The organism is Herpetosiphonaceae bacterium (assembly GCA_036374795.1).
GTDB lineage: Bacteria > Chloroflexota > Chloroflexia > Chloroflexales > Kallotenuaceae > LB3-1.
The window spans coordinates 12,585-30,595 of sequence record DASUTC010000332.1 but is presented as its reverse complement, the minus strand read 5'-3'; the positions used below and the strand labels follow the sequence as shown (position 1 = coordinate 30,595).

The following is an 18,011-nucleotide window of genomic DNA, read 5'->3' as shown; positions in this document are numbered from 1 at the left end:
ACGTACGCTGTTGCCACGGCTGGCATGATTTCTGATACACTGATCCGTGTTGATCAAACGTCTGATCGAGGAGGACCTATGCGGATTTCGATCGAATACTGCCGGGAATGAAACTACACTCCACGCGCCGTCAGTTTGGCGGACAAGCTCTTAGCAGCCTACGAAGACCAAATCACCGATCTGAGCCTGATCCCATCGGGTGGCGGGCGGTTTGAGGTGACGTGCGACGGCCAGCTGCTCTTCTCGAAAGCAGCGCTGGGACGGCACGCCAAGCCCGAAGAAGTGCTCGATGCGGTCAAAAACCGCGCGCCGGTCACAGCCTGAGCCTCGGCAAAGATCGGGGGCGTACCTGCGTGTACGCCCCCTAAGGCTATCGATGGTCCCCGACTCCGCGCTGCCTAGCCTTTTCGTGCCGTGTTATCCTCGTCGTCTCCGCTCACATTCAAATCCGTGTTCGTCCCTCCACCTCTCGACGTACTCATGCCCGCGCCTGTAGAGCCAGTGTTGCCCATCGCCGTGCCACCGCTGGTAGCACTATCCATGCCCCGGACGGTGCCGGTGTCGTAGCCGCTCATCGTGCTCTGATCGCGGCTGCCGGTGTCGGTCATGCCGCTCATGTCGCTGTCGAGGCCAGTGCCGCTGACCGACTCGCCGCTGCCCGTGTTCTGGTTGCGATCCATGATCTCGCCTCCTCGATGAGACTGTATCGGGAATGGACCCGGCCACGTCCGTCGTAGCGCTGCGCAGAGGTAGCAAGAAGAGCACCAAGATCTGAAATCGCAGCCCCTCGGTGGTCCGCCACAAGCCATGCTATACTTAAGCGGAGATTGCGTATTTCTTCACAGATTAAGGTGATGCTATGGCTGAGCGCGTGCCGCATACATTTCGCGATTTGCGAGAGTTCGTCAACTATCTGGATAAGCGCGGTCAACTGAGACGGATCAAAACGCCCGTCTCGAATGACCTGGAGATCACAGAGATTACCGATCGGGTTTCCAAGAGCAAGACCCACAACTACGCGCTGCTCTTCGAGAACGTGCAGGGCTACGACATGCCCGTGCTGATCAACGCGATGGGCACCGAGCAGCGCATGGCCTGGGCGCTGGGTCTGCACTCGCTGGAGGAGTTGCGCCAGCGGATGGCCTCGCTGGTCAAGCCGGAGATTCCGTCCGGCCCGTTCGACGCGCTGCGCAAGCTGAGCGAGCTGTCGGAGGTGGTGCGGTACCGCCCCAAGACGGTCGATAGCGCGCCGTGCCAGGAGGTGGTGCTGACCGGCGATCAGGTCGATGTGACGCGGCTGCCGGTGCTCACGTGCTGGCCCCACGACGGCGGGCGCTACATCACGCTGCCGATGGTCATCTCGCGCGATCCCGTCCGCCGCTTTCGCAACGTCGGGATGTATCGCATCCAGGTGTACGACAAGACGACCGTCGGCATGCACTGGCAGATCCACAAGGGCGGCGCGGAGCAGCAGCGCGAGGCGCTGCGCCACAACACGGGCCGTATGCCGGTGGCGGTGGCGATCGGCAGCGATCCCGCCTCGATCTACGCAGGCTCAGCGCCGCTGCCGCCCGGCATCGACGAGATTATGTTTGCGGGCTGGCTCAGGCGCGAGCGGGTCGAGATGGTCAAATGCAAGACGATCGACCTTGAGGTGCCCGCCAACGCCGAGATCGTGCTGGAGGGCTACGTCGATCCGAGCGAAAAGCGGCTCGAAGGCCCCTTCGGGGATCATACCGGCTACTACTCGCTGGCCGATCAGTATCCGGTGATGCATATCACGGCGATCACCCGCCGCCGCAAGCCGATCTACGCCACGACGATCGTCGGCTACCCGCCGCAGGAGGATTACTGGCTGGGCAAAGCGACCGAGCGCCTTTTTCTGCCGCTGATGCAGCTTGTGATCCCGGAGCTGGTCGACGTGAATATGCCCGCCGAGGGTGTTTTCCACAACGTCGTGATCGTGTCGATCAAGAAGCGCTTTCCAGGCCAGGCGCGCAAGGTGATGTATGGCCTGTGGGGCCTGATGCTGATGTCGCTCTCCAAGTTCCTGATCGTCGTGGATGAGGATGTGAACGTGCAGGATCTCAACGCCGTGCTGTTCCACGTCGGCTCCAACGTCGATCCGCGCCGCGACACGGTGATCGTCGACGGGCCGCTAGACGCGCTGGATCACTCCGCCGACCATTTTGCCTACGGCGCGAAGATGGGCATCGACGCGACGCGCAAAGATCCGGTGCTGGATCGGTTTCCACGCGAGTGGCCGGAGGACATTCGGATGACGCCAGAGATCGTGGATCTGGTCAGCCGCAAGTGGCGCAGCTACGGCATCGAGCGCTGATCGAGGTGGACGATGGCATCTGAACCGATCACATAAACCTCATGAAAGAACCTAACAAGATGAGTGATTCGCAACCCTCAGGCACGCTCAAGCATCCTGGCGCGCAGCCAGCCCAGCCGCGCGGGCGTCCGGTCGGCGTGATGATTATCGCAGCGCTGTTCGTGCTCTACGTGGTGTTTATGGCGCTCACCGCCGTCGAGGCGTTTCAACTGCTGAGTGCCGCTGGTACGAGCGCTGACGCGCGCTCGAATGCGCAGCTCGCGCTGGCCCTGGCGCTGGCGCAGCTTCCGTTCTACGCGGTGACGGCGATCGGGCTGTGGCGGCTCAAAGAGTGGGGGCGCTACCTTGCGCTGGCCTTTCTGGCGCTCAACGTCGCGCGGTTTGTCGTCGAGGCGCTGCTCGCGCCGGTGCTCGTACCCAGCTTGATGATCGCGCTCAGCCGCAGCGTGATACCGATCACGCTGATGCTGTACCTGCTGCATCCCAGTATTCGTCCGGTCTTTCGCTCAAGATAGTACAGGCCCTCACCCACGGGAGCAGGTGGTGCGTGGTGCTTGGTTCCGGCCCTCACCCCCCGGCCCCCTCTCCCATTGCGATAGGAGAGGGGGAGTGATCGGGAGCATCGCGCCCCTCTCCTACGCAGTGGGAGAGGGGTGCTGAGCGCAGCGAAGCGGGGTGAGGGCCTGCTATTGCTGCTGCCTAACCATGCGCCGAAGCTGCCCAAGAAACGCCTGCGGCGCGACGCCTTTAGAAAACGGCAGCGGCGTTCGCGCGCCGTCCGACAGTGTTACCGCATCGCCGTCGATCAGCAGCCGACTTGCCGCCGCGTAGTAAAACCCGTATGTCGCATGATCGGGGTTGCGCGACAGCAGCAAGAGGTAGCGATCACCGGGGAAGACACCCGGATAGTGTTGTGCGGGATCGATCTCTTTCGTGTTGCGGGCGAAGATCGTTCGTAGCACCAGCGGCTGTTGCGCCTGAATGGTGCCGTCGTCCTTGATCACCTCTTCCACGTTGACCGCAAAATCATGAAAGAGCGTCTCTGCCTCGGCGGGCAGGCGCTGGTCGCTGGCGGTGATCGCGCGCCCCTGCTCGTCGTAGCCGACGAACGATTGCTGCCGAAGCTCCTCGCCGATCGTTCCTACAACGATGATGTCCGCTTTCTCCACTAATTCGCCGAGCGTGTTGGGCGTGGGCATCAGGAAGGCATTGCTGTTGTGATGGGCGGCGGATGCTCCTGATTCTGCCTCTGAGTCTTCGGGCGTCGCAGCCAAGCGTCCGCCGATCAAGCCGAGGATTGCGACGGCGATGAGCAGGAGTACGCGACGCGATCGGGCTATGTTGGAAAGCACAATCATGACTCCTCGATGCACATAATGAGCAATGTGTACGTCTTAATACCAGGCATTCAGATGGCCGATGTCGTGCGCCTGAAGCCGAGTGTATTGATAGCCGCAGCCCGTCTCGTTCATCACCGTGACATCGACGCAGTTGAAGGCTCCGTTCATCCCAAATATATGCCCCGCTTCATGCCGGGCGAGAAAATGCGCGCGGCTCGTTATTTCGATCGAGTAGTAGCTATTAAAATCCACATAGCCTAGATTCGCCCGTCGATCCGTCGTGTTGCAGACACCAGGGCGCAGCACACTATTGGCGTCAAAGCAAGGATCGCCGTTGAAGTAAGGGCGCGCACGTCCTAAGAGTTCCGTGCCAAGGTTTAGCGATTGATAGTAGATGCATGCGCTGCTACAGGGAGCGCCATAGGGAATAAAGGTGGTTGTCAAATCAGTAGCGTTGTAGTCTTCCGCTGTACTACGGATCTCTGCGCTCCAGGCGGTGCCAAGATCGGTAAAATTCGCATTTGATCGATACCATCTGAATGGTACAGAATATTCATGGGCTTGCGCAGAGAGTGTCGTAGAAATGAGACGACAAACGTTGCCATAAATACCAGCACGCTGATGATCAGTGTTGTCCGACGAGGTGTGTGCATGGTAAGGAGCCCTTTCAAGTATAAAACAGAAGCGAGGACGCGATTTCCCATACCGATCAGTGTATGATTACGAGAATGAGCGCTTACTAAGCGGAACCTCCTTTTTGGTCATCAAAATGAGAAGTTTCCAGCAGCGATCGTCACAGCCAAACAGATAACCTGCCCTGAAACAAGACGCATAAACAAGCTGTAAAGTCACGCAGTGCGCTTAAGCGTAGATCGGAACTAAGAGGCAAGAACCAAGCATAACAAGGAACGTTGCTTCCCCTCTCCTACGGCAGCGGGAGCGGGGTGCTGAGCGCAGCGAAGCGGGGTGAGGGCCTGATCCCCTCGCAGCACCACACCGCACAATCGCGTATAATACCCCCGATGCGACAAGGCCCTGCGTTAAACGGATGGCGCGGGGCTTTCGCCTATACGGTGATTGAGATGCCAAAACGAACAGATATATCCACGATCCTGATCCTCGGCGCTGGTCCGATCGTCATCGGTCAGGCGTGCGAGTTCGACTACTCCGGCGTGCAGGCGTGCAAGGCGCTGCGCGAAGAAGACTACCGCGTCGTGCTGGTCAACTCCAACCCCGCGACGATCATGACCGACCCTGAGTTTGCCGACGCGACCTACATCGAGCCGCTGACCGTCGAGAGCGTGCGGCGGATCATCGCCAAGGAGCGTCCCGACGCGGTGTTGCCGACGGTGGGCGGCCAGACCGCGCTCAATCTGGCGGTCGATCTGCATACGGCGGGCGTGCTTCAGGAGTTCGGCTGCGAGCTGATCGGCGCGTCGGTGGAGGCGGTGGAGATTGCCGAGGATCGCCAGCTTTTCAAAGACGCGATGGCCCGCGTGGGATTGCCTGTCGCCAGCAGCGGCACCGCGCACACCGTCGAAGAGGCGCTGGAGATCGTCAAGACCACCGGCTTTCCGTCGATCATCCGGCCCTCGTTCACGCTCGGCGGCACGGGCGGCGGCATCGCCTACAACATCGAGGAGTTTCGCGCGATCGTCGAGAACGGCCTGGATCTCTCGCCGGTGCATCAGGTACTCGTCGAAGAGAGCGTGATCGGCTGGAAAGAGTTCGAGCTAGAGGTCATGCGCGATCGAGCCGACAACGTCGTGATCATCTGCTCGATCGAAAACCTCGACCCGATGGGCGTGCATACCGGCGACAGCATCACGGTCGCGCCCGCGCAGACGCTCACCGACCGAGAGTACCAGCGCTTGCGCAACATGGCCGTGCAGGTCATGAGCGCGGTCGGCGTCGAGACGGGCGGCTCGAACGTCCAGTTTGCGGTCAATCCCCGCGACGGTCGCGCGCTGGTGATCGAGATGAACCCGCGCGTCTCGCGCTCCTCGGCGCTGGCCTCCAAAGCCACGGGCTTTCCGATCGCCAAGATCGCGGCCAAGCTGGCGGTCGGCTACACGCTCGACGAGCTGCCCAACGACATCACGCGCGAGACGCCCGCCTCGTTCGAGCCGACGCTTGATTATGTGGTGGTGAAAGTGCCGCGCTTCGCCTTCGAGAAGTTTCCGGGCGCGCAGCCCAACCTGGGCACGCAGATGAAATCGGTGGGCGAGGCGATGGCGATCGGGCGGACCTTCGCCGAGGCGTGGCAGAAGGCGCTGCGCAGCCTCGAAACCGGTCGCGCGGGCTGGGGCGCCGACGGCAAAGAGACGGTCGACCCGGAGCGGCTGCGCGAGTATCTGATCACGCCGCGTCCTGAGCGGCCCTTCTACGTGCGCTACGCGCTCCAGAGCGGCATGAACGAAAGCCAGATCGCGCGCATCACGGGCTACGATCCGTGGTTCGTGGCGCAGTTCGCCGAGATCTTGAACCTGGAAGGCCGTCTGCGGGCCTTCAACCTCGATACCGTCCCGCCGCAACTGCTGCGCGAGGCCAAGCGTTCGGGCTTTAGCGACGAGCAACTGGCGCATCTGCTGCATGTGGAGCGCGGCGACAGCGGAGGTGCGCGAGCGTCATCCACGATTGCTCCTTCGCTCATCGTTCGTCGGCGGCGCGAGGCGCTGGGCATCGTGCCGACATATCACCGCGTGGACACCTGCGCCGCCGAGTTTCCGGCGCACACGCCCTACCTCTACTCGTCGTATGAAACCGAGAGCGAGGCCGATCCCACCGACCGGCCCAAGGTGATCATCCTGGGCAGCGGGCCGAACCGCATCGGGCAGGGATTGGAGTTCGACTACTGCTGCTGCCATGCGGTCTTTGCGCTGCGCGAGCTGGGCTACGAGACGATCATGATCAACTGCAACCCGGAGACTGTCTCCACCGACTACGACACCGCCGACCGGCTCTACTTCGAGCCGCTGACCCTTGAGGACGTGCTCAACGTGGTCGAGGCGGAGCGCCAGGGCTTCGGCGATCCGCGTGCGCCGTATCCCCCGGTGATCGTCCAGTTCGGCGGGCAGACGCCGCTCAAGCTGGCGCGGGCGCTCGAAGCGGCGGGCGTGCCGATCTGGGGCACGACGCCGGAGTCGATCGATCTGGCCGAGGACCGCGAGCGCTTCGGGGCGCTGCTGCGCGACCATCACATTCCGCAGCCCGCCAACGGCACGGCGACCTCGACTGAGGGTGCGCTCGACGTGGCGCGGCGCATCGGCTACCCGGTGATCGTGCGGCCCTCGTACGTCCTGGGCGGTCGCGGCATGGCGATCGTCTATAACGACGAGGCGCTGACGCGCTACATGCGCGAGGCCGCCGACATCTCGCCCGATCATCCGGTGCTGATCGATCAATTTCTGGAAGACGCCTTCGAGTTCGACGTGGACGCCATCTCGGACGGCGACGATGTGGTTGTGGCGGGCATTATGCATCAGATCGAGCTGGCCGGCATTCACTCCGGCGACTCGGCGGCGGTGCTTCCGGCGGCGCTGATCCCGCAGGCGCATCTCGACACCATGCGGCGCTACACGATCGACCTGGCGCGGGCGCTCAACGTCGTCGGCCTGATGAACATCCAGTTCGCGATGAAGGACGGCATCGTCTACGTCCTGGAGGTCAACCCGCGCGCATCGCGCACTGTGCCCTTCGTCTCCAAGGCGACGGGCAGGCCGTGGGCCAAGGTCGCGGCGCAGGTGATGGCGGGCAGCAAGCTGCGCGACCTGGGCATTACCCACGAGCCGCAGGTGGTGGGCTTCCACGTCAAAGAGGTAGTGCTGCCCTGGACCAAGTTTCCGGGCGTGGATACCAACCTGGGGCCGGAGATGCGCTCGACGGGTGAGGGCATGGGATCGGGCGAAACCTTCGGCGAGGCGTTCGCCAAGGCGCAGCTTGGCTGTAGCCACTTCCTGCCGCTGACCGGATCGGTCTTCCTGAGCGTCAACGACCATGACAAGGCCAGGCTGGTGCCGATCGCGCGCGGCTTTAGCGAGCTTGGCTTTCGTATCGTCGCCACTACCGGCACCGCCGAGTACCTTGAGCAGCAGGGCGTGCATGCCGCGACGGTCTTCAAGGTCAACGAGGGTCGGCCCAACGTGGTCGACCTGATCAAGAACGGCGAGATCGACCTGATCGTCAATACGCCGCTGGGCCGGGCCAGCTTCTTCGACGAGCTGGCGATGCGCCGCGCGGGCGTGCAGTACGGCGTCACCTCGATCACCACGCTTACAGGCGCGGCGGCGGCGGTCGAGGCGATCAAGGCGCTGCGATCGGGAGCCTGGACCGTGCGCTCGCTCCAGGAGTGGCACGCGCGCTAGGGGGCGAAGACCAAAGAACCGGGTGCCATGCGGGCGATCAAAGGGACGAGCACCAAGAACCAGGCACAGATTCTCCCCTCTCCTGCGTTAGTGGGAGAGGGGAAGGCGCGGCAGCGCCGGGGTGAGGGCCTGGAACTCGCAGCAAGTGGAGGAAGCTCCCATGTCTCAGCCGAATGGATCGCAGCCGAGCGCCACCGTTGCCGTCGTGCCGCACGATCCGGCCTGGGCAAGTGCGTTTCGCGCTGCGGCGGAGCCGATCGCCGCAGCGCTTGCGCCTGAGCTGGTCGCGATCCATCACGCGGGCAGCACATCGATCCCTGGCATCAAAGCCAAGCCCACGATCGACATCCTGATCGAGGCGCGGCAGATCGACGCGATCGATGCCCACGATGGCGCGATGAGCGAGCTGGGCTACGCGCCGCGTGGCGAGCTGGGCATCGCGGGGCGGCGCTACTTCACCAAAACCAGCGACATGGCCCGCACGCACAATGTGCATGTCTTTCAGACGGGCCATCCCGAGATCGAGCGCATGCTCAACCTGCGCGATTATCTGCGCGCCCATCCCGACGCGGCGGAGGCGTACAGCCGCTTGAAAGAGCAGCTAGCCCGTCAGTTTCCCGGCGACATCGAGAGCTATACCCTGGGCAAAAGCGAGTTCATCGAGGCGATCGTCGTCAAAGCGCGGGCCTGGCGCGAGGAGCGCACCTACAGCAGTTTGTAGCCAGATCAGCCCGCGATACTCTATAATTGCCAACTCCTAGCTAACGGAAAGGCATCGAGAGCATGGACCTGTTCGATATTCTTGCCTGTCCCACGTGCAAAGTCGCCGTGGCGCGTCAGGAAGAAACGCTGGTCTGTCCGCAGTGCCAGCGCGCCTATCCGATCGTCGGCGGCGTTCCGGTGATGCTGCCCGACGCTAGCATTCCCGAAACGCAGTATCAGCACGAGCTGGACATTCGCCAGGGCTACGATCCGTGGCTGCACCGCGTTGTCTTGCAATCGCTGCCCGCCAGCGCGATCATCCTCGATATGGGATCGGGCAACATGGCGCTCAACCTGCCCAACGTGATCCGCATGGACGTGACGCTGACGCCATACGTCGATGTGGTCGGCGATACGCACGCGCTGCCGTTTCTGCCGGAGAGCTTCGATTTTATCTTCTCGCTGGCGGTGATCGAGCATCTGCGCCAGCCGTTCGTGGCCGCGCAGGAGATGTACGATGCGCTGCGCAACGGCGGCTATGTCTATGGCGAGTGCAACTTTGTCTTTGCCTATCACGGCTATCCGCACCACTACTTCAACGCCACGCAGCAGGGCATGGAGCAGGTCTTTACGCCGTTCACCAGGCTGCGATCGGGCGTCGCGCCATACCAGATGCCGTCGTTCGCCGTGCGCTCGCTGCTCGAAAGCTATCGCCGCGATCTCGGCACCGAGGGCCAGCCCGACGTGCGCGAGCTGCACGTGCTGATCGATCGCATCCTCGATCTGCCGCTGAGCACCTACGATCGCCGCTTCTCCGAGTCTGCCGCGCTGTACACTGCCGCCGGAACCTTTTTCTTCGGCGTTAAGTCGCCGCACGGCACGTCGGATGTGATCCCGGAGGTGGTGCAGGCGGCCTGGCGGAGCACGCCCGCGCTTCAGCGTCAGTATCCGGCGCTCTTGAATCTTGGCACCGCGCGCAACATCATGCAGTGGGCCAAAACCGGCGGGCGGCAGCAGGACGCGGCGATCGAGCGCTATTTTGCCGAGCTACGCCCGTTCCAGAAGCATGCAGACATGGGCGCTGCCCAGGACCATCACCTGCCAGCCGAGGTGGTCGAGCCGGATTTTAGCCACATTCCCGACCGGGAGCGCGAGCAGCGCCTCAAAGAGCAGGGTGCTCAGCACCCGATTGCCGCGCTCCAGGCGACGATCGCCCGCAAAGACGAGCATATTCGGTACCTGGAAGGCTTGATCGAGCAGATCCAGTCGGGCCGGATCATGCGAGCGCTGCGGCTGATCCGGCAGGTGTACGACACTCGCCGCGTCAATAAACAGCTTTGACAAGGAGTAACCTATGGATCTCCAGCAGGCACGCGAATCGCTCGCGCCCGTGTGGGCGCGCTCGTGGACGCTGCACGCGCAGCGCGGGGAGGGCGCGTACCTCTTCGACACCGGCGGGCGGCGCTACCTCGACTTCACCTGCGGCATCGGCGTCACCAACACCGGCCACTGCCATCCCGCGATCGTCGCGGCGGCGCAGGCGCAGACCGCCCAACTGATTCACGGACAGGCCAACATCGTCTATCACCAGCCGATGCTGCGGCTGGTCGCGGCGCTCAAGGAGGTCATGCCGCCCACGCTCGACACGTTCTTCTTCTCCAACAGCGGCGCGGAGGCGGTCGAGGCGTCGGTGAAGCTGGCGCGGCAGGCGACCAGGCGCACGAATGTCGTGGTGTTCACGGGCTCGTTTCATGGCCGCACGGTCGGCGCGATGTCGCTGACCACCTCCAAGACGGCTTATCGCGCGGGCTACCAGCCACTCATGCCGGGTGTGTTCGTCGCGCCCTACCCCTACAGCTACCACTACGGCTGGAGCGAGGCAGAGACGGTGCGGTTTTGCCTGCGCGAGCTTGAGCATCTGCTGCACACGCAGACCGCGCCCGAAGAAACCGCCGCGCTGCTGATCGAGCCGGTGCTGGGCGAGGGCGGCTACGTTCCCGCGCCCGCCGCGTTTATCCAGGGCTTGCGCGCCATTGCCGATCGCCACGGCATGCTGCTGATCGCCGACGAGGTGCAGACCGGCTTTGGACGGACCGGCAGCTTCTGGGCGATGGAGCAGATGGGCGTCGAGCCGGACGTGCTGGTGATGGCGAAGGGCCTGGCGTCGGGCTTTCCGCTGTCGGGGATCGCCGCGCGGCGCGAGCTGATGGCACAGTGGCCGCCCAACTCGCACGGCGGCACCTACGGCGGTAACGCGGTGGCGTGCGCCGCTGCCGAGGCGACGATCCGCGTGCTGCGCGATGAGGGCCTGGTCGCCAACGCTGCCGCGCGCGGCCAATACCTGCGGGCCGGGCTGCAAGCGCTGCAAGCGCGCTATCCCGTCATCGGCGATGTGCGCGGCCTGGGCGCGATGATCGCGATCGAGTGTACCGACGCGGCGGGACAGCCCGACGGCGCGACGGCGAAGGCGCTGACACAGGCGTGCTTCGCGGATGGCCTGCTGCTGCTGACCTGCGGCGCGTACGGGCAGGTGGTGCGCTGGATTCCGCCGCTGATCGTCTCTGACGAGCAGATCGACGAGGCGCTGCGCATCTTTGGCCGGGCGCTCGAACGCATCGCCGATCGCGCGACTGCCGCCGTGGCTTAAGGGTCCGCGTCGCGCCCAGGGGGCCGCGACCCTACGATCGGCATTATTTTGTAGAGGACCATCATGCACGCTCCACACGCGCCATCGATCCGCCTGACAACCGAGATTCCCGGCCCGCAAAGCCGCGCGCTGCACGAGCGTCGGATGCAGGCGGTGCCCGGCGGCCTGGGCAACGCCACGCAGGTCGGCATTGCCCGCGCGCATGGCGCGATCGTCGAGGATCTGGACGGCAACCTGCTGCTCGATTTTATCGGCGGCATCGGCGTGCTCGCCACGGGCCACACGCCCGCCGCGATCGTCGCCGCCGTGCAGCAGCAGGCTGCCGAGCTGATCCATCTGTCGGCGCTGGTGGGAACCTACGAGCCGTACATTGCGCTGGCCGAGCGACTCAACGCGCTGGCGCCGATCGGCGGGCCGAACAAAACGCTGCTCGCCAACTCCGGCGCGGAGTCGGTCGAGAACGCGATCAAGATCGCCCGCGCCGCCACGGGGCGCGCCGCGATCATCGCCTTCGAGGGCGCGTACCACGGTCGCACGCTCGCCACGCTTTCGCTGACCTCGAAGTATGGCCTGTTCAAAAAGCAGTTCGGGCCGTTCCTGCCGGAGGTCTATCGTGCGCCGTTTCCGTACGTCTATCGGCTGGGCGGCGACGAGGCGCTGGCGGTGGAGAATACCTGGCGGGCCTTCGAGCGCGTGCTGGTGGCGCACGTCGATCCTGGGGATGTCGCCGCGATCATCATCGAGCCGGTGCAGGGCGAGGGCGGCTTTCTGCCGGTGCCCGCCGAGTTTATGCGCCGCCTCCGCGCGGTCTGCGATCGGCATGGGATCGTGCTGATCGCCGATGAGGTCCAGTGTGGCATGGGGCGCACCGGCACGCTCTTCGCGATCGAGCAGATGGGCGTCGAGCCCGACCTGCTGGTGTCGGCCAAGTCGCTGGCGGCGGGCCTGCCCCTCAGCGCCGTCACCGGACGCGCCCGCCTGATGGACGCGCCGCATCTCGGCGGGATCGGCGGAACGTATGGCGGCAATCCGCTGGCCTGTGTCGCCGCGCTGGAGGTGCTGCGGCAGATCGAGCAGGAGAATCTGTGCCAGCGCGCCCACGTGATCGGCGGCATGATCCGCGATCGAGCGGCGCACTGGCAGCGCGATCTGGAGCTGGTGGGCGATGTGCGCGGCCTGGGCGCGATGATCGCGATCGAGCTGGTGCGCGACCGCGCCACGCAGGAGCCTGCCGTCGAGGAGACGCTGGCGGTCGTCAGGCGTTGCGTCGAGCGCGGCCTGTTGGTGATGCGCGCCGGGCTGTACTCCAACTGCATCCGGCTGCTCCCGCCGCTGGTCATCGGCGACGAGCAGCTCCACGAGGGTCTGGATGTGCTCGGCGACGCGCTGGCCTCCGTGGCAGAGACACATGAATAATCGATGACAATCAGGCTGGAATCGTGAGCAACACGTTGACAATCGATCGCGCAGGCTTTATCCTATTGTTGACCAATATTGGTGATCCACTGCTCGCCATTGTGTTCTATCGGCCCCCACATGTTTGATATTGCCGGTCACATCGATCGCGCTGCCGTGAACAGAACATGAAAGGAACACCCCCAATGCTCACATTCCGCGCTATTAAGCTCCTCCTTGTCCTGACGATTCTCGTGTCCGGCCTGGCCGTTCCGCTGTCTACCACCAGCGCTGCCACCGGCACGCAGCCCTACGTCGGCCTGCGCAAGCAGACCACCGCCGCCGATTTTGCCGGTAGCAGGCTGGTGGGCGTCGAGATCCAGAGCCGCGACGGCGCTGCCGACATCAACCTCGCGGCAAGCGGCCTGGCGTTCGGCGATAACAAGAAGCTCTACGGTGCCAAGAAGAGCTACTGGTACGGCTCGCTGGAGTCGCCCGTGTACGACGCGGCGCAGCCCTTCGATACGGCGATTGCCTCGTGGAACGCACTGACGCCGCTGGGCACCTGGGTGCAGGTGGAGCTGCGCGTCTTCCGGCCCGGCGACGCGCACTGGACCAAGTACTACAACATGGGCATCTGGGCCTCCGGCACCGAGACGATCCAGCGGCACAGCGTCAACGCGCAGGGCGATACCGACGGCTATGTCGCCACCGATACGCTCTTTCTGCGCGGCGCTCCGGCCTACACGCGCTATCAGTATCGCGTCACGCTCTTCACTACCGATCTGCGCGCGTCGCCCAGCGTCCGCCTGATCTCGGTGATGACCTCCGACTCGTACAAAGAGGCGGCGGGCCTTGATATTGCCTCAGATCGCGAGGCGTGGGGCCAGGATCTCAACGTGCCGATGCGCTCGCAGATGATCTACAAGGGCGGTGGCCCGGTCTGGTGCTCGCCCACATCGACCTCGATGGTGCTGGCCTACTGGGGCTACAGCGTGCCCGTGCCGGAGGCTGCCGCCGCAACCTACGACTATGTGTATGAGGGCAACGGCAACTGGCCGTTCAACACCGCCTGGGCGGGCACCTTCGGCCTTGAGGCGTATGTCACGCGCATGAGCTCGATGTCGCAGATGGAGGAGTGGATCAGCGCGGGCGTGCCTGTGATCATGAGCTATGCCTTCGCCGAGGGCGAGCTGCCGGGAGCGCCGATCTCGTCGACCGACGGCCATATCATGGTGGTGCGCGGCTTCGACGCTCAGGGCAATGTGATCACCAACGATCCTGCCGCCGCATCAGACGATGCGGTGCGGATCGTGTACGATCGGGCGACGCTGGAGCGGCTGTGGCTGACGCACTCCGGCGGCACGGTCTATCTGATCTACCCCAAGGGCCACCCGATCCCGACCGACAAGTCCAACGGTAGCTGGTAAGAGTCATCGGCACAAACGGCGCGCGGCGGAGATCAACGATCTCCGCCGCGTGGCTTAATCACCCAATGTTTCGTTGTACGCCCTCATCCGACCGTCAGGCTATCCGACGACATGCTCCAGCCGCGCTGCTGGAGGAAGGCTGCCATCGCTTCGGCATCGCATGTGATCGCCCAGCCGCCCTGCGGATCGGCGAAGTTGTCCACGACGGCGTTTGCGATCGTCTGACTCTGCCCGGCGGCGGCGAATAGCTCGCCCACGTGCGCGAATGTCGGCGCTAGCGTCTCGTTGGTCCACGCGGTCGCCGCGCCGAGATACTCCCACACGCGCTGTTCGACCTCGCGGCAGAATGCCTCGTCATAGCTGGCGCGCTGCAGAATCGCATCGCCGAGCATCCAGGCCGCATGTGAGGCCGCGTTCGCGCCCTGCGCGATGCATGGATCGTTGAGCGCGTGCGCGTCGCCGAGCGCCACCACCCATTTACCGTTGGGCAACTGTGCGTAGCCGCGCCGCACAACCGGCGTGATCGCGCCTTGAATCAGATCGAGCGGTCGCGTCAGGCCGAACTCCGCAGGGTTGATCCGCTCGTAGATCGGCGGCGCGTGGACGCGAATCAGATCGAGCAGGGTGGCCTCGAAGTGCTGCGGATCGTCCGCGTAGGACATCTGCGTGAGAACGTCGAAGGCTCCGCCCGGAATTGCCTCGCAGAAAAGCGCGCTCTGCCGCCCCTCGAACGAGTAGAAAGGAATGGCCGAGATCTCGCCCTGTCCTGGGACGATCGCATAGGTGACGCCCAGCGGATCGGGATAGCTGACGCCGCGAAATAGCCCGCCGAATAGATGGCGCTGCGGCGCGCTGAACGGCGAGTATTCTTCGATACGCGGGAAAAGATCGGTCAGGCTGCCGCGTCCCGTCGCAACCACCACCAGATCGTGCTCCTCTGAAAGCCGCTCAAGATCGGCGGGCTCCAGCGTGCCGTACTCCACCTGACCACCCCGCCCGACGAAGTCCTGGAGCAGCGTCGCGTGATAGATCCGCATGTCCACCACCGCCGCAGGCTGCGAGAGATGACCGCAGAAGGTGAGCGGTTGCTCGCCGACGATATTGACATAAAAGCAAAAGACGCCGAAATCGGGCAGGTCCCAATGGTTAACGCCCAGCGCCCGCTCGCGCTCGCGTGTCGGGCCGAAGCGCGTGACGACGCTCGATAGCCATCCGGCAAGATGCTGTTCTGGCGTGCGCTCAGCGTAGAGCGTTACCCGCACGCGCTGCTGCTGAAGTAACAGGCCGAGGTGGAGTCCGGCGATTCCTGCTCCGACGATTCCAATCTGTTTCACGGCTACTTCCTTATCTGTTGGAGGGATGACGACTGGGTGTATACGCGCGGAAACAGGATCTTCCGGGTGCAAGGCCATACGTTCGAGCGAGGCGATGGTATGGCCGACGCGGGCACCTGGTCGATCCTGAACAGCAGCGTACTGCGAGTCCGCCTGCAAACGTACATCGGACAATCGATGAGCTCAATAGTGCTCAAGCACCAGGAGCAGATCGGCATATGGCAGTGGATAAGCATGATCACGTGCTGCGCGCGCTGCTTGCTACAGCTTGTGGTAGGCGGCGCGTGTCGGCACTGAACTGATGGTAAAATAATATCTGAGGCCAACCATGGAACAAGGAGTCGTACATGCTACGCTGGACGACTGGATTGCACGCGAGGCGATCCCGTTTTCTGTCGATGCGCCCGCAACGCTCGATGCTGTAGTCGATACGATGATCGCCGCACTGGGCGATGCGGTGGAGCTGCTTGGCTTTGGAGAGGCGCTCCACGGCAGCGAGGAGACGCTCATCCTGCGCAATCGCCTGTTCGAGCGCCTGGTTGCGGCGCATGGCTACAGCGCTATCGCCATCGAGAGCAGCTTCCCCAGCGCGCAGATCGTGAACGAGTACATCGCCGGTCGCGGCCCCGCATCCTATGACGAGGTGCAGGATGCCGGATTTGCGCACGGCTTTGGCCGGCTTGAGGCGAACCGCGAGCTGGTTGAGTGGATGCGGTGCTACAATGCCGATCCTTCGCACCCGGTCAAAATCCGGTTCTATGGCTTCGATATGCCGGGCCTCGCCGGAGGACTTGCCAGCCCCAGGCGGGTGCTCGAATTCGCTCTGGAGTATCTCTCGTCCATCGACAGCAGCAGCGTGCAGGAGCGTCGCCAGCGGATGACCTCGCTGCTTGGACACGACTCACCGTGGGAGAACCCGGCAGCCTTGATCGATCCGGCACAGGCGATTGGTCTTTCGCCCGACGCAGCCGCGCTGCGCATCGAGACGGAGGATCTGATTACGGAGCTGCGGACACGTCGCCCGGAGCTGGTCGCCAGGAGCGGCCAGGAGCGCTATGCCGAGGCGCTGCACCATGCCTTAGCCGCCCGGCAATTGCTGAGCTACCACGCGGCGGTAGCGCGACCATCCAGCTATGCCGAGCTGCTCGGTAGGCGCGATCTGATCATGGCCGACAATCTTGCGTATATCGTGGCGCGCGAGCATGGCCGAGGGAAGGTGCTGGCCTTCGCGCACAATGCTCATTTGCAGCGTGGGAAGGCAAACGTGCGGATCGGCGCTGAAGTACCCGCATGGTGGGTGGCGGGATCGCATCTCAACGAGATGTTGGGATCGCGCTATGCCGTCATCGGCTCGGCGGTAGGCGTTTCGGAAGCCAATGGCATTGGACCGCCCGAAGCTGGCACGCTTGAGGCACGGCTCACGGCATCGCCAGGAGCAGCCCGATTTATTCCGACGCATAGGGGCGAGGGGTTGCCGGGCGCAGAGATCGCCGCGCTGCCGACGCGCTCCGCTAGCACGAAGAACCCGACCTACGTCGCGCTAACGCCGCAAAGCGTTACCGACTTCGATTGGCTGGCTGTCTTGAACACAACGGGCTACAATCGCGGCGGGCGGCCACTGTAACAGCGGGACGCCAGCCCCTTGCCGTAGCGTTGTAAACGGCCAGCGCGCACCAGCCTGTCGCATACGGTGCTGCGCTCGACTGTCTAGATCGCTGTGCCGATTGAGCGATAGGCTGGATTGGGCCAGACCAGCAGCGCCGCGTCGTCGCCTAGCGCGGCGTCGTGGAGGTAGCCGCGCAGGATGCCGCGCACCTCGAAGCCGTTGCGAAGCTGCACGCTGAGCGTTGGATCGAAGATCTCGCCTGCCACCACCCGCGCCACATACGCATCGACCGCCATTCGATCGCGGTAGTGGCGAAAGCCGGGCAGCATGCCGCCGATAATCTGTCCGCGCAGGTTGAGCCGCTGCACCAGGCCGTGCCGCGCCGCGTAGAGCCGCCGCGCAATGCCCTGCCCGCGATACTCCGGCAGCACGCTGATGTCCGCGCCGTAGAGCCACGGACCCTGCGGATCGTGGGTGGTGAAGAAGCCCCCGGCGATGATCTCGTCAAAGGTGTGATCGGGCTGCGCGAAGTCGTAGGCCACGCGCAATGTCGCCGTCATCCCGACGGGACGGTCGCCGTCGAGCGCGACAAACTGGCCCGCCGGAAAGATGCGCAGGTGCGACTCGATATGCTCGCGGCGCAGCCAGTGCGCCGGATCGAGCGTGGGATAGACCGCCTGCTGGAGCGCTTCCAGCGCGGCGGCGTGCTCAGGCCGGGTCGGCGCAATCGTGATCAGCGGCTTGTCCTCCTGTGGGTGCAGACCGGCCTTCATTCTACAAACGAACCGCCGCCAGCGTCAACGTGTGCAACACAAAGGTCCGGCCACTCTGGCCGGACCTGTCTGTGCAGAT

Annotated in this window: 15 protein-coding genes; 10 read left to right on the top strand and 5 right to left on the bottom strand. The window is 64.0% G+C overall.

The features are described from left to right. Positions 1-78 precede the first annotated feature (78 nt). Positions 79-324, top strand: a complete 246-nt coding sequence (locus VFZ66_25565) for a SelT/SelW/SelH family (seleno)protein (protein HEX6292579.1) — start codon at positions 79-81, stop codon at positions 322-324. A gap of 74 nt (positions 325-398) precedes the next feature. Here VFZ66_25565 and VFZ66_25560 read toward each other — a convergent pair whose 3' ends face one another. Beyond that, a complete protein-coding gene (locus VFZ66_25560; protein HEX6292578.1) occupies positions 399-680 on the bottom strand; it encodes a hypothetical protein in 282 nt (93 codons plus the stop codon). Positions 681-859: 179 nt separating this feature from the next. Here VFZ66_25560 and VFZ66_25555 point away from each other — a divergent pair, with 179 nt between their 5' ends. Together VFZ66_25555 and VFZ66_25550 are read left to right on the top strand one after the other, a co-directional pair. Continuing rightward, positions 860-2,341, top strand: coding sequence for a menaquinone biosynthesis decarboxylase (locus VFZ66_25555; protein HEX6292577.1), 1,482 nt, complete (start codon positions 860-862; stop codon positions 2,339-2,341). A gap of 59 nt (positions 2,342-2,400) precedes the next feature. Then, positions 2,401-2,856, top strand: a complete 456-nt coding sequence (locus VFZ66_25550; protein ID HEX6292576.1) for a hypothetical protein — start codon at positions 2,401-2,403, stop codon at positions 2,854-2,856. Between the two features lie 171 nt (positions 2,857-3,027). Here the strand turns inward: VFZ66_25550 and VFZ66_25545 are convergent, their stop codons facing one another. Further along, positions 3,028-3,693: a hypothetical protein gene (locus tag VFZ66_25545; GenBank protein ID HEX6292575.1), complete on the bottom strand. Its 666-nt coding sequence runs from the start codon at positions 3,691-3,693 to the stop codon at positions 3,028-3,030. A 42-nt stretch (positions 3,694-3,735) separates the two neighbouring features. Further along, positions 3,736-4,125 carry a hypothetical protein gene (locus VFZ66_25540; protein HEX6292574.1) on the bottom strand — a complete coding sequence of 130 codons (390 nt, stop codon included), beginning with the start codon at positions 4,123-4,125 and terminating at the stop codon, positions 3,736-3,738. Between the two features lie 638 nt (positions 4,126-4,763). Here VFZ66_25540 and carB point away from each other — a divergent pair. The 6 genes from carB to VFZ66_25510 all read left to right on the top strand — a co-directional run bounded on the left by carB (position 4,764) and on the right by VFZ66_25510 (position 14,219). Next, positions 4,764-8,045, top strand: coding sequence for a carbamoyl-phosphate synthase large subunit (gene carB, locus VFZ66_25535; GenBank protein ID HEX6292573.1), 3,282 nt, complete (start codon positions 4,764-4,766; stop codon positions 8,043-8,045). A 160-nt stretch (positions 8,046-8,205) separates the two neighbouring features. After that, positions 8,206-8,766 (top strand): GrpB family protein, encoded by a 561-nt coding sequence (locus tag VFZ66_25530; GenBank protein HEX6292572.1) that lies wholly within the window; start codon positions 8,206-8,208, stop codon positions 8,764-8,766. A 62-nt stretch (positions 8,767-8,828) separates the two neighbouring features. Then, positions 8,829-10,088 (top strand): methyltransferase domain-containing protein, encoded by a 1,260-nt coding sequence (locus VFZ66_25525; protein HEX6292571.1) that lies wholly within the window; start codon positions 8,829-8,831, stop codon positions 10,086-10,088. A 13-nt stretch (positions 10,089-10,101) separates the two neighbouring features. After that, entirely contained in the window at positions 10,102-11,394 is a 1,293-nt protein-coding gene (locus VFZ66_25520) for an aminotransferase class III-fold pyridoxal phosphate-dependent enzyme (protein HEX6292570.1), read from the top strand. Positions 11,395-11,457: 63 nt separating this feature from the next. Beyond that, positions 11,458-12,810, top strand: a complete 1,353-nt coding sequence (gene gabT, locus VFZ66_25515; GenBank protein HEX6292569.1) for a 4-aminobutyrate--2-oxoglutarate transaminase — start codon at positions 11,458-11,460, stop codon at positions 12,808-12,810. Between the two features lie 185 nt (positions 12,811-12,995). Further along, on the top strand, positions 12,996-14,219 hold the full coding sequence (locus VFZ66_25510) for a peptidase C39 family protein (GenBank protein HEX6292568.1): 1,224 nt from the start codon (positions 12,996-12,998) through the stop codon (positions 14,217-14,219). 83 nt (positions 14,220-14,302) lie between these two features. Here VFZ66_25510 and VFZ66_25505 read toward each other — a convergent pair whose 3' ends face one another. Continuing rightward, complete coding sequence (locus VFZ66_25505) at positions 14,303-15,553, bottom strand: styrene monooxygenase/indole monooxygenase family protein (protein ID HEX6292567.1); 1,251 nt, start codon at positions 15,551-15,553, stop codon at positions 14,303-14,305. A 328-nt stretch (positions 15,554-15,881) separates the two neighbouring features. On the opposite strand from VFZ66_25505, the gene VFZ66_25500 reads away from it, so the two are divergent. Continuing rightward, positions 15,882-17,177, top strand: coding sequence for an erythromycin esterase family protein (locus tag VFZ66_25500; protein HEX6292566.1), 1,296 nt, complete (start codon positions 15,882-15,884; stop codon positions 17,175-17,177). Positions 17,178-17,260: 83 nt separating this feature from the next. Here the strand turns inward: VFZ66_25500 and VFZ66_25495 are convergent, their stop codons facing one another. Continuing rightward, positions 17,261-17,932, bottom strand: coding sequence for a GNAT family N-acetyltransferase (locus VFZ66_25495; GenBank protein ID HEX6292565.1), 672 nt, complete (start codon positions 17,930-17,932; stop codon positions 17,261-17,263). Between the last annotated feature and the right edge of the window lie 79 nt (positions 17,933-18,011).

Bases quoted from the DNA above. Each gene is read 5' to 3' on its own strand.
- VFZ66_25560 (HEX6292578.1), bottom strand. From the start codon at position 680: ATGGATCGCAACCAGAACACGGGCAGCGGCGAGTCGGTCAGCGGCACT.
- VFZ66_25555 (HEX6292577.1), top strand. From the start codon at position 860: ATGGCTGAGCGCGTGCCGCATACATTTCGCGATTTGCGAGAGTTCGTC.
- VFZ66_25550 (HEX6292576.1), top strand. From the start codon at position 2,401: ATGAGTGATTCGCAACCCTCAGGCACGCTCAAGCATCCTGGCGCGCAG.
- carB (HEX6292573.1), top strand. From the start codon at position 4,764: ATGCCAAAACGAACAGATATATCCACGATCCTGATCCTCGGCGCTGGT.
- VFZ66_25530 (HEX6292572.1), top strand. From the start codon at position 8,206: ATGTCTCAGCCGAATGGATCGCAGCCGAGCGCCACCGTTGCCGTCGTG.
- VFZ66_25525 (HEX6292571.1), top strand. From the start codon at position 8,829: ATGGACCTGTTCGATATTCTTGCCTGTCCCACGTGCAAAGTCGCCGTG.
- VFZ66_25520 (HEX6292570.1), top strand. From the start codon at position 10,102: ATGGATCTCCAGCAGGCACGCGAATCGCTCGCGCCCGTGTGGGCGCGC.
- gabT (HEX6292569.1), top strand. From the start codon at position 11,458: ATGCACGCTCCACACGCGCCATCGATCCGCCTGACAACCGAGATTCCC.
- VFZ66_25510 (HEX6292568.1), top strand. From the start codon at position 12,996: ATGCTCACATTCCGCGCTATTAAGCTCCTCCTTGTCCTGACGATTCTC.
- VFZ66_25500 (HEX6292566.1), top strand. From the start codon at position 15,882: ATGGAACAAGGAGTCGTACATGCTACGCTGGACGACTGGATTGCACGC.
- VFZ66_25495 (HEX6292565.1), bottom strand. From the start codon at position 17,932: ATGAAGGCCGGTCTGCACCCACAGGAGGACAAGCCGCTGATCACGATT.